This is a genomic window from Veillonella fallax, from assembly GCF_020687175.1.
Taxonomy (GTDB): Bacteria; Bacillota; Negativicutes; order Veillonellales; family Veillonellaceae; genus Veillonella; species Veillonella fallax.
This window is the reverse complement of sequence record NZ_JAJEQD010000001.1, coordinates 1-12,575: the sequence shown is the minus strand read 5'-3', so window position 1 is coordinate 12,575 and position 12,575 is coordinate 1. Positions and strand designations below refer to the sequence as shown.

At 37.8% G+C, this 12,575-nt stretch carries 12 protein-coding genes; all 12 read right to left on the bottom strand.

The window, feature by feature from the left end; all coding sequences use genetic code 11:
* Window positions 1–218 precede the first annotated feature (218 nt).
* Window positions 219–539 (bottom strand): thioredoxin, encoded by a 321-nt coding sequence (trxA, locus tag LKD20_RS00060; protein WP_005386226.1) that lies wholly within the window; start codon window positions 537–539, stop codon window positions 219–221.
* Window positions 540–548: 9 nt separating this feature from the next.
* A complete protein-coding gene (locus LKD20_RS00055; protein ID WP_227720162.1) occupies window positions 549–923 on the bottom strand; it encodes a CoA-binding protein in 375 nt (124 codons plus the stop codon).
* A 128-nt stretch (window positions 924–1,051) separates the two neighbouring features.
* A complete protein-coding gene (gene gluQRS / locus LKD20_RS00050) occupies window positions 1,052–2,017 on the bottom strand; it encodes a tRNA glutamyl-Q(34) synthetase GluQRS (RefSeq protein ID WP_227720160.1) in 966 nt (321 codons plus the stop codon).
* A gap of 110 nt (window positions 2,018–2,127) precedes the next feature.
* On the bottom strand, window positions 2,128–5,037 hold the full coding sequence (locus LKD20_RS00045) for an insulinase family protein (RefSeq protein ID WP_227720158.1): 2,910 nt from the start codon (window positions 5,035–5,037) through the stop codon (window positions 2,128–2,130).
* 139 nt (window positions 5,038–5,176) lie between these two features.
* Window positions 5,177–5,494, bottom strand: a complete 318-nt coding sequence (locus LKD20_RS00040) for a hypothetical protein (RefSeq protein ID WP_005386222.1) — start codon at window positions 5,492–5,494, stop codon at window positions 5,177–5,179.
* Between the two features lie 3 nt (window positions 5,495–5,497).
* The gene (locus LKD20_RS00035) at window positions 5,498–6,727 is read right to left on the bottom strand and encodes an aspartate kinase (protein WP_227720151.1); all 1,230 of its coding nucleotides are present in this window, start codon (window positions 6,725–6,727) and stop codon (window positions 5,498–5,500) included.
* Between the two features lie 221 nt (window positions 6,728–6,948).
* Window positions 6,949–7,338, bottom strand: coding sequence for a class II SORL domain-containing protein (locus LKD20_RS00030; protein ID WP_227720150.1), 390 nt, complete (start codon window positions 7,336–7,338; stop codon window positions 6,949–6,951).
* 148 nt (window positions 7,339–7,486) lie between these two features.
* On the bottom strand, window positions 7,487–8,029 hold the full coding sequence (gene cobO, locus LKD20_RS00025; protein ID WP_227720148.1) for a cob(I)yrinic acid a,c-diamide adenosyltransferase: 543 nt from the start codon (window positions 8,027–8,029) through the stop codon (window positions 7,487–7,489).
* 2 nt (window positions 8,030–8,031) lie between these two features.
* Window positions 8,032–9,411 carry a cobyrinic acid a,c-diamide synthase CobB gene (locus tag LKD20_RS00020; RefSeq protein WP_227720146.1) on the bottom strand — a complete coding sequence of 460 codons (1,380 nt, stop codon included), beginning with the start codon at window positions 9,409–9,411 and terminating at the stop codon, window positions 8,032–8,034.
* A gap of 29 nt (window positions 9,412–9,440) precedes the next feature.
* Window positions 9,441–10,148 carry a precorrin-2 C(20)-methyltransferase gene (cobI, locus tag LKD20_RS00015; protein WP_105085826.1) on the bottom strand — a complete coding sequence of 236 codons (708 nt, stop codon included), beginning with the start codon at window positions 10,146–10,148 and terminating at the stop codon, window positions 9,441–9,443.
* An 86-nt stretch (window positions 10,149–10,234) separates the two neighbouring features.
* On the bottom strand, window positions 10,235–11,089 hold the full coding sequence (locus LKD20_RS00010) for a sirohydrochlorin cobaltochelatase (protein WP_227720142.1): 855 nt from the start codon (window positions 11,087–11,089) through the stop codon (window positions 10,235–10,237).
* A 207-nt stretch (window positions 11,090–11,296) separates the two neighbouring features.
* Entirely contained in the window at window positions 11,297–12,178 is an 882-nt protein-coding gene (locus LKD20_RS00005) for a sirohydrochlorin cobaltochelatase (protein ID WP_227720139.1), read from the bottom strand.
* Between the last annotated feature and the right edge of the window lie 397 nt (window positions 12,179–12,575).

Genomic DNA, 12,575 nt, shown 5'->3' with positions numbered 1-12,575 from the left:
TTTTTCCTCATTTAAAAATACCTAAAAATCCGCTTGAATACTAAGTTATTAATAATATTGAATTATGTAAAATTAAATTTTATATTTTAATCTAATTTTATATTTATACGACACTTTTTATTTGCTTCTATAGAAAATATGAAAAAAACCTCATCAATGCATTGGATATACATTGATGAGGTCTTTTTTACTCTATCTATATAGATTTATTCAGATTATTAGAATTTAGATTCAATAGCACCTTGAAGATCGCCCTTTGGCAAGAAACCAATTTTACGATCTACTACTTCGCCATCTTTTAGGATAACAAATGTAGGCAATACTTCAACTTGTAAATTACGAGCTAATTCTGGTTCTTCGTCAGCATTTACTTTTACAAAGTTAGCTTTACCTTCAAGCTCACCTGCGATTTCTTCGATGATTGGCATCATACGTACGCAATAACCGCACCATGGAGCCCAGAAATCAATAACAGTTACGCCACCTTGATTTACTAAATCTTGATATTCAGCAGTTTTTAATTCTTTTAATTCGCTCATTATACCCTCCTACGGTAATTGAACTAATACACAATCTTGAATGACATGCAAGTTTAAAGCATGTGCTTTTTCAACAACAGATGGTTTATCCGCTCCTGGTTGTAACCACACAGTTGGAATGCCAAGTTCTTTACATTCATCAAGTGCAGCCAATCCCGCTGATTCTGGTACAACAAAATCCACAACAGCTGGTACAACAGGAAGTGCAGAAAGACTAGAGTAACATTTGTCTCCATCTATTTCTGCAACATTAGGATTAACTGGATATACTTCATATCCGTGATCTTTAAGACATTTATAAATCTTATAGCCGAACTTTTCGGTTTTATCAGTGGCTCCAATAACGGCCCACACCTTTTGATCTAAAGCTTGTTGAATTGTCATTTCGACCACCTCTTATATACTATTATAAATAAATATCGAATTTTGTCAATGTAATGTATCGAATTTTATAGTTAAAGAATTATACGCTTTTAGCAAACATTTTAGAACTAAAATCAATGTATCTAGTATCATTCAATGACAATTGTTTTTTGCCTCAAACTAGGAACTGAGAAGTCTAAATGAAGTAAATCAGAAAGGCTTATTTGTGGATGAGCATACCTAGCACCATCTATAAGCCCACCTGCAACAGCTAACTCGCCTAAAATCCTAGATGCTGACCATTGCTGTTCTCGTAATTCGCGGATTGTAATACTCTTTTGACGTTTAGATAGCCTATGTCCATCTGCATCTACCAAAAGTGGGGCATGACCATACTTAGGAACCACTATATTCTTATGGGGATAGCATTGTTGTAATGTATTATACAAATATAATTGCTGTCCCATTGTATCGAGTAAATCATCGCCTCGAATCACTTCAGTTATTCCCATAGCTATATCATCTAATACGACTGCCAAATTATATGCGTACATACCATCACCACGACGTAATACATAATCATCTAGTTCACCTTCCAAATGAATATGCTGCTTACCTTGCCATCGATCATCAAACTCAAGATCACAAGAATCTATAGCAAGGCGCAAGGATGGTTCTTTACTATTACATAACTCTTGTATTTCAACATCACGTAAATGTCGACATTTTCCATCATAACGATGCACCACTTCTCCTACATGAGGAGCTGATGCTATGGATTGCAATCTAGTTCTATTACAAAAGCAAGGATAAATTAGTTTTTCTAATCTGAGATGTTCTAATATGTCTGCATAATATGTTTGTCTTTCACTTTGCCAATAGGATACTTCTGGTCCACCTACACGAGGACCTTCATCCCATTCAAAGCCAAGCCATTCTAAATCATCTAGTAAAGCTTCCCCTAGTTCTCGTTTTGACCGTTGTAGGTCTATATCCTCCATACGTACAACATACGTTCCTTTTTGTTGGCGTGTGGAGATATATGATAAAAGTGCTATCCACACGTTACCTAGATGAATATATCCTGTTGGACTAGGCGCAAATCTACCTTTCATTAGAACTCTCCTATAGCAGAAAACAAGTGGCATATCCATTATGAATATGCCACTTATACATCCGAAGATATGTCAAACTAAAGTTATATCATTTATTGATATAAACTTATTTATCCTAAAGACACAATGTTATCAAACACATTACCAGCATCTTTAATCTTTTGTTCGTTACCCATTGTACAAATATGATTATCATTCAATACAGGTTCTACCACATCTGCTAATGCAACAATATCTTCTGGCTTACATGCGATTACTTGTTTACGGAACTCTACTTTGTCCTCTAATTTAGCACCGCTGAAGTACATCCCCATTGCACGAGGTCCACGCAATGCAGGTGTCATTGGCAAGTCTAAAGAACTCATAGTACCGATAATATACTTACGCATTTCACGATCAGTCAATGTGAAGTCACGAAGGTATTGAGGCAACTCTTTATATACATTCAAAGTTTCTAACAAGTTAGGATCACGATAACTGCAGAAAATCATATTGCCATCATCATAGAAATTAGCAAATGCTCCGTAAGCGCCACCTTGTACACGAATACGAATCCAAAGGTATTCATAACGTAAAATCGTTTCTAGAACACTCATTGGACCAACATGTTTGAAACCATGATCGATAAAATTACCACCTTGTGCTACGTATTGAACCTTACCAGCAGTAACAATACCATCATTGCCAGATAGACGAGTGATTTGTAATACATCATTACTTAATTCTGTAGTATCCCAAGTTTCAACAAAAGGTTTCATTAGGTTTTCAAAGGCTTCTAATTCACCTTCTTCACCAACAAACATAATATCTACATTGTTAGCGCGGAAAATTTTACGAGCTACTTCAGCTAATTTTTCTGGTAATAATGGCAATGCTGCAGGATTAGATGCTAGTTCACTAATTTTTTGATAATATCCTAAATTACCATTATCTCTAAACTTGCCAACTGCAGAAACTTGAGCCATAACGCGTTGACTTACGATGGAATTACCACGGCGGAATGCTTCATTATCCCAAATGGCTTTACTTTCTTGAACAAGTTCAGTCAAACGTTGATCATCGCTATAATCTGCTTTTTTTACGACTTCATTAATCAAGCGACATAAATCAGGTAATTTAGAATGTAATGCTTTCGCACGTACAATCATAAGAGGCGTAAATTCATCACGCTTACCATCTTTGCTGATGGCCGTAATATCAGAACTCAATCCCCCTAAATTCATATTAATATCTTTAGCCAGTGCTTCATAACCGCGTTCAGATGTATCAATACGACCAAGAATATCACTTAAAATATCAGCGTAGAATAGTTCCTCCTCAGTGAGGCAGTTCAATTTAAAATACAATCCTACATAATTGATACCTTTTGTAAAAGTAGGTACAAAATGAACTGTAGTATTGCCAATTTTACTTTCACGACGTTCTACGGCTTCAATATTAGGATTTAAATCAGACAACTCGAGCAAAGGAATAGACGCTAGAGCTTCATCACTATCTGGTGTTTCTTGACGAATTTTTAGGCGTTTAGTTTGTTCTACAATTGCTTCGATTTCTTCAGAGGTCATATTAGCTTTTACATTAGCTAAATGCTCTTTAACCTCTGCATCTTTACGCTCTTGAAGACCACGTTCAGGATAAATAGAAACAAGAACTTTATGGTTGTTATTCAAGATAGAATGACGAATTAAATCTTCGAAGTATGTACCTGCTAAGCCCTTTCGAATATTAGTTAATGCCTCTTCATAGTGTAATAATTCCAATGGATCATTATCATATAACCAATTATCCATCATACGAATAATATAGGCTAAACCGATAGGACGACCCCCAAAATCACTTTCACGAAGAGCAAATTCAATGCTATTTAAAGAAGCTTCTAATAACTCTTTATCTAAGCCTTTATCACATAACTCTTGTAATGTGGATTCTACAATACGTTGCAAGTCAGCTTGTTTATCTAGATTAGAACCTGTAGCTTGTACTGTCCACATAGGTTGACGAATGCTATCTAAATAGTAGCCACTAATGTCAGACCCGATACCGGCTTTTACCAACGCCTGTTTAAGAGGTGCTGCAGGGGATGTTAATAAAGCATGTGTTAACACTTCAAATGCCAAGCTATGTTCTGGTGTTACATCCGGCAATACGTAAGCAAAGGAATGCAATGTACGATTATCTGTTGGCTCCTCAGAACCTACGCTATATGGATAGCTCACTACTTTACCTTCTGTAAATGGAGCTTGTAGAGCTACCTCCGTATGAACGTCAATAGCATCAAAATGACTTAAGTACTCATCATTCAAGAATGCTAATTGTTCTTCAATATTCATATCACCATACAAGAAGATATAACTATTGGATGGATGATAATGAACACGGTAGAACTCTTGGAATTCTTCATATGTTAAGTCTGTAATATAATCAGGATCCCCACCAGAATCAACACCATAAGTTGTATCTGGGAAAAGCTCACGCATCATTTGGCGTTCTAATACAGAGTCAGGAGATGAGTAAACACCCTTCATCTCATTGAACACAACACCTTTGTAGGTAAGTTCATCGTCTGCATTTTCGAGCTCATAATGCCAACCCTCTTGCATTACGATTTCTGCATCTTCACGAACACGTGGGTAGAATACAGCATCAAGATATACGTCCATCAAATTATGGAAGTCTTTATCGTTCTTACTCGCTACAGGATACATCGTTTTATCCGGATATGTCATAGCGTTTAGGAACGTGTTTAAAGAACCTTTTACAAGTTCAACAAATGGCTCTTTTAATGGGAATTTGCGAGAACCACATAGAACGGAGTGCTCCATAATATGTGCTACACCTGTACTATTATGAGGTGTTGTTCTAAAAGCAATATTGAATACTTTATTAGAATCTGGTGAATCGATATAAATTAAACGAGCACCAGACTTTTCGTGCTTCATTTCATAAGCGGTACCATTGATCTCATCAATGCGCTCAATGCGGTCAAGGCGAAAGCCAGAATAAACCTTATTTATTTCCATGCTGTCCCTTCTTTCTATATAAATATAATTAATTTCATGCTAACAATTTATTATAACATATCGACGACCCTATATATAGATGTTAAGAATAATTATCGAAATACAAAACCCCACAGGCATACAGCCCATGGGGTTCATTTTATTTATTATGTTGCATTTGCCACTTTTGATTGCGGCGCAAGGTTAATAAGCCTTCTAGCACTGCTTGGAATTGTACAAAGCTCAATGTATAAGGTGGGTACATATCAGGTACCACCTTATAAGAAATAGTAACTTCGGCCTTATCATAATCATAGAATATGCCATGTAAATTACTCACAGTAGTATAACCAGTTTGAGCTTGCTCCAATGTTGGAATAGGCTGATTTTTAAGATTTCCTAGTAGATCGCTAATGAAACCTTCCTTACGACCTTGGTCATTAAGCATTTCATCCATAAAACTACGTAGACTATCCATGAATTAACCTCTTTGGTCTAACAATAAGCCGTTGTGAATTACACGAACAGCATCTTTAACGCGATTTTCAGCAACAAGGCAAGAAATACTAATTTCAGAAGTAGAAATGATTTCAATATTGATGCCTTCTTGGCTCAAGATATCAAACATTTGAGCAGCTACGCCTGGTTGACCTAACATACCTGCACCAATGATAGAAACCTTTGCCATTTTTTCGTCGATGTTTACAGCTTCGATATCAACAGTTTTTTGTAATTCTGCTAATACTTCACGAGCTAGTACAACATCATCCATAGCTACTGTGAAGATAAGGTCAGTTTTAGGTTCACCTACGGCACGGATAGATTGAACAATCATATCAACGTCCACATTTTTTGCAGCCAATGCTTTAAATACAGTTGCTGCCACACCTGGTTTATTTTCAACGCCTACAAGGGCTACTTTTGCTGTATTAGTATCGTCAGCTACGCCAGTAATTACGTGTTTATTTGCTTCCACAGTATAATCCTCCCGAATAATAGTACCTGTTTTGTCACTAAATGTTGAACGTACGTGAATAGGTACACCATAACGGAAACCCATTTCTACGGCGCGAGGTTGCATTACACCTGCACCAAGACGTGCCATCTCAAGCATTTCGCCATATGTTACTTCTTCTAATTTGAAAGCCTCTTTTGCAACGCGAGGGTCTGTAGAGTAAACACCTTCAACATCTGTGAAGATTTCACACACATCAGCTTTCATAGCACCTGCCAATGCAACAGCAGTTGTATCGGAGCCACCACGACCTAAAGTAACCATGTCACCATATTCAGTAATACCTTGGAAACCTGCCACAACTACGATATTACCTTCATCCAAAGCTTCAAACACGCGATTTGGATCAACGCCCAAAATACGGCCTTTATTAAATGTATCACTACTTGTAATACCTGCTTGGTCACCTGTTAAGGACATCGCTTTATGACCACGTTCGTTGAATGCCATCGCCATCAATGCAATCGTTACTTGCTCACCTGTAGATAACAAGCGGTCCATTTCACGACCATAAGGCTTAGATGTTACCTCTTTAGCCAATGCTACCAAGTCATCTGTTGTATCGCCCATAGCAGATACAACAATAACGATTTTATCGTCTTCTTTCTTCTCACGAAGGACGCGATCAACAATATTAAATATTTTTTCTGGTGTAGCTACGGAACTGCCACCAAACTTTTTAACGATTAAGGCCACAATAATCCCTCATTTAACTTATTCTACTAAAAATCAATATGCATATACTTTACCATAAACAAATAGCACTGTAAAGGGATATAAGGCATTTTATCCACCATATAAAAACAAAATTCTTTTGAGTGCGGACATAATTTTAGTGTGATTATTTCAGTTATCCTTACAATTTACATACAAAAAGACCAGCCCTAAGGCTGGTCTTTATTAGTTGATTAAGTTAATTAAGCAACTGTGATTTCTTTTTCGGATTCCCACAAACCGTGGATGTTGCAGTAGGATACAGCAATCAATTTACCAGATTTGTTCAAGGAAACTGCCAAAGAACCTTCAGAAATTGCGTGTACAGGGCCTTCGTTTGCAGTTGCGCCGTCACCATGTACGTTGAAGGAAACTTCACCAACTTCGAATGGCAATTGAGTACCTTCAGCTACGAAGTACAATTTAATCCATTCAATGTGATGTTCTACAGTGTTAGGATGTGCAATGTCTTTACCAACGGACAATGTTACGTGGAAAGTTTCACCTGCTTTTACAGTGTCAACAGTTTCAATAACAGGAACGTGTTTTTCAGTAGCGAAATCGCCGGATTTAATGTAATCATGTACAGCCATAGTTAACCTCCTGGTTAGTCTTATATACATACTTAATGTCAAGAATATTTAGCACCTTGTGCTTATGACTATATTATACATTTTCGATATAGTTTTAGCAAGAACTTTTTCGAAAATTTTAGATTTAATTATTCCTATGACGTATAAGTTAAAACTCTATACCTTTAGCAGCCTTAATACCCTTTTCATAAGCATGCTTTACTACCTTCATCTCTGTTACCGTATCGGCAATGTCAAGGATTTCAGGTTTAGCATAACGGCCTGTCAAAATTACGTGTAAGCGCTCAGGTTTATGTTTAAGCATATCTACTACAGAATTCACATCAATAAGCTCATAATTAATGGCATTATTGATTTCATCCATAATGATGAGGTCCCATCGATCTGAATTTACTTCTTCTACTAATGTTTGCCAAGCCTCTTGAGCTGCCTCTTTGTGACGTGCCAATTCAGCCTCGCCTACTTCATCTCGTTTATAGTAAATAAATCCCTTCCCCATGGAACGAATTTCTACTTGGTCCCCTAATTTAGCAAGACCTGCTAGTTCGCCATAGCCATTACCACTTTTGATAAATTGTAAGATTAAAACCTTAAGGCCTTGGCCAACAGCGCGTAATGCAACACCTAATGCTGCTGTTGTTTTACCTTTACCATTGCCGGTATTAACTAAAATTAAGCCTCGTTCACTCATAATTAGCTCCTTTTAGCTTTATACTTAGCACATATATCAATGAAATGTTGCGCCCCTTCATCAGAACCAGCAAAGTTCAAATGTAAATACGACGCTAACACATTGTCAGTCGCATAACCACCATCATAGGATTGAGGTTTGCGGCCACCTTCTAAGTGGAATGCCCATGGGAAATTCTCTACAGTTGGCTCCATGGTGGAGAAATGGAACTCGTGACCTCGAAGAGATGTATCAGCAGAGCCTAACAAGGTATCTCGCTTAGCTGTAGCCGTAACATATCCTACTTTTTGTAGCTTTTGTTGCATAATGCAATTAGCCGGTACAATACCTACCGTATCATATACGGTACCCTCGAAATCGTGGATGCTTTCACATAAATACATAAGGCCACCACATTCAGCATAAATAGGCATACCTTTTTCGTTGGCTTGACGGATAGACTCCTTCATCGACTCGTTACTAGAGAGTTGGAACAAGAACATTTCAGGGAATCCACCACCAAATACTAGGCCGTCCACATCAGGAACTCCAAAGTCATTAAGCGGGCTAAAGTATACGATTTCAGCACCTTTTTCCTCTAAGGCGGCTAAACTTGCTGGATAGTAGAAAGAGAACGCCTCATCATAAGCTACACCAATTTTTACACGCTTTTCAACAGACTTAGGATCAACTGCATCTGGTAACTCAATCGCTGGCGCACTAGATGCAATCTCTAATAATTGATTGAGATTAACCATTTTTTCAACAGCTTCACGAATCGTATTTATGGCTTCTGTTGGATCGACTTCAGTAACAGGTGTAAGGCCTAAATGACGCTCAGGAGAGTGCATACGGTCATCGCGATAAATAGCACCAATGACTGGAACACCAATCTTGTCCATGCCTTCACGAACCATGCGCTCATGATTAGCAGAGCCTAAGCGGTTAAGAATGACACCACCAAAGTTTACCTCTGGGTCATAATCACGGAAACCTTTAGCAATGGCAGCTGCACTTTCACCCATCGCCTTACAATCGATAACGAGCACCACCGGTGCATTCAATTGTTTCGCAATTTGGGCAGTAGAACTAACCCCTTCGCGACCGCCATCATACAAGCCCATAACACCTTCGATAATAGCAAGGTCAACACCATGCGCCATAGTAGCAAAGAAAGGATTTAATTTGTGAGGTGGCACGAGCCACGTATCTAAATTATAGCTATCACGACCGGATGCAATTTTATGAAAGCCCGGATCAATATAATCCGGGCCCACTTTAAAGGATTGCACCGTACGTCCACTATTTGTATAAGCAGCTAATAAACCTGCTACGATTGTTGTTTTACCTACACCAGAGTTTGTACCTGCAATGACAACACGTGGAATCTGTACTGTGTTCATAGATATTACCTCGTAATACGACGTGTTTGTTAACGGTCCTTACGTTTTGCAAGGATTGTAGATAAGTAGTTGAGTTTAGTATCTTTTGGCATGTTATCCAAGCCTACGTATACTTGCTCATCAGGCAAACCTACACGGCTAATCATAACCGCATCATCTGCCATGTTGTGTTTAAGCAATGTTTCTTGTACTTCATCAAAGTTTTTATATACTTTCATGATTACCGCATCATCAGCTACGGCTAATACAGCATCGATTTTTTCTTTAGGTGCTGTAGCAGGAACGATAGCTAGTACTTCTTCTTTCTCTACGATTGGATAACCAAGGTGAGAACCAATAGCACAGAATGCAGTAACGCCAGGGATTGTTTCGATTTCATGACCTGTATTTTCGATCAAACGATATACATACATGTATGTGCTGTAGAACATAGGGTCGCCCAATGTTAAGAATACAACGCTTTTACCTTGATCTAAGTAGGACAAGATAATGCGTTTTGCTTCTTGCCAGCCTTCCTCTTGTGTAGCATCATCCAATACCATTGGGAATACTACAGGAACGATTTCTGTATGTTCTTGAATGTATGGGGATGCAATATTAAGTGCTACAGAACCATCTTTCTTTTCTGTTTTAGGTGTGATGATAATATCAGCTTCACCTACGATGCGAGCAGCTTTCACAGTCATCAATTCAGAATCACCAGGGCCTACGCCAATGCCATATAATTTTCCTTTCATGGGGTTCTCCTATTCTTATAGTTACAATCTATTTATAAATTTCATATCTTTTATTATAACTAATTTATACAAGATATACAAAGATACTATTTAATATTTGGAATTGCAGGACGATGTGGACTGCGTTTACCATACAAATCATCGATACAATCCTGCACATGTTGACGGAAGATATCGTGAATCGATTCATATTCACCAAGGGCACTATGAATTGGTTTAACTTCATAACCCGCTCCAGCAAGTTCATTGACAACGCTATCTTCTTCATCACCAAAGAGATCATTTTGTGCATGATCCCCAAGTACCAATAATAATGGATGCACATAAATTGTGTTTGGCCGTTTGCCATCAAGCCATTCCCAAGGCATAGCTACATCTGCCACATATGGTGCATTTTCTAGTACTGCAACACGCACATTCGTAAGACCATCACGAATTAATTTAAACTGTAAATTCCCATATGAAGAATTGCCAGAACCAAGGCCACCATGACCGACCAATAATAAACCATCATCTTTGGAAATATTGAGTGGCTTAATAAAACGATCAATCAAGATTTGATAATCATCAGGATGCTCTTCTTGGCCCATGTAGTACACGAGTGGTCTGCCTACGCGCAACACTTCCAGTTGGCCCTCTTCTTCATGAGCGAGAATATTATTTTTCAACTTATCAAACTCTTCACCACCTGTAAAATGTAGGGGTTGCACATAAATATGTGTATAGCCTTCTTGAATAAGTTTTTCTAATGCACCTTGTTCAGTAGGAATCTCAATCCCTCGTTCACGCAACCGCTTAACGATGATACGAGAGGAAAATGCTAATTCCACCGTATACTCTGGATAGGATTTACGGATATACTCCACAACGGAGTCAATATTATGTTCACGAGCACTGTCAACAGTGGACCCAAAGGCAACAACTAAGATAGCTTGTTTCATGAAAGTCTCCTTATCTATTTAATAATGTATCTTAATCATACCATAGACAACACGTTAGGGGCATACCATGGGACGTATAAAATAGATATTATAAATATCTTTCATAGTAAAAGTAAAAATCCTCCTCATTGGATTGCCAACAAGGAGGACTTTTACTTATGTAAAGGAGTGTGATGAGATGTATGTCTAATTATGTGAGAGACTAAATTAAGAAATCATACCTTGCGCTTCCATGCGAGAATTCGTCATAACAGGTTTTACAGATTCACGGGGCATGGGACGCTTCCTGTCGGACATGCGAATAGCTTGACCTAAATGTTTCAAGAATAAATCTTGTACATAAGGATTTTCACCAAGGCCTTCATTCCAAATATCTACATTGTATCCTTCTTCAGCAAGCAATGCATAAATGGAATCAGAACGGTCACCGCCAAGGTAGTCCATCAAATGTGTAGAACCAATGAGAGCTAATGGTACTACTAGTAAATCTTTATGGCCCATACGGTCTAATAATGTAAGCGCTTGTTTAAATGTAGGGAAACCATTTGTGGTAAATACTACCACATTTGGTGCGGCCCCATACATAGCTTTCAATTGTAATGTACTAAACTCTAATTGGTTTTGACCATTTGCCATGAGTACTACAGATTTATTAAGCGCCTTTGTATTAACATGACGCACGATGCTTTCTAATGTAGCTTCATAATCGTCAGCATAATTTTTTACACCTAATGATGTAAGCAATGGTTTACCAATGTTCACTTGTGTGAAACCATATTCATTGCTATGTAAAAACTTTAATGCTTGTTTACGCATTTGTTGGTAACACTGATCTGCTACCAATGTTACAGATTGAATGTATACCTCATCGATGCCCATGCGAGCAAAATCCTGCATAGCCTCTGTGAAAGAAGAAATCTTATCATCATACTTCTCGTTCCACTTCTCTACTAATGCATCAGATAAGAATACACGGCGCACCTCCATATCGCTATACATGGAACGTACTTTTTTCTCTATACTGCCGATGGATTTCTCCACAGCATCTTGATAAATTGATCCAAAGGATGCAATAATTATGCCTTTCATATGTGACCTCCATATCGCTCATACATGATACAACCCTCATAACTGAAAATTGTTATCAACTACTATGTAATAATAGTACAAGATTCACGAATATAAGTCAATGAGAAAAAATATCAAAATCAACCAATGTGATGTATAGTTACACACATGCCCCATAAAAGAATAAAAAATATAATGATAAACCTAATTCTATTTATAAAAGTATCACACATTCTCTTATCACTAAATATAACCTTACCAGAGTGACTGTTCCGCCATAGATCAAGTACACAAGCAATACAAAGGTATTTAATATAAAGATTACACTACCACTTTAATATAATCATAACCACCCGTAGAACGGGTGGTTTGCTCTGACCCTATAAGGGTCTTTCTCTAGTGGCGGCCCTCTAAAGAG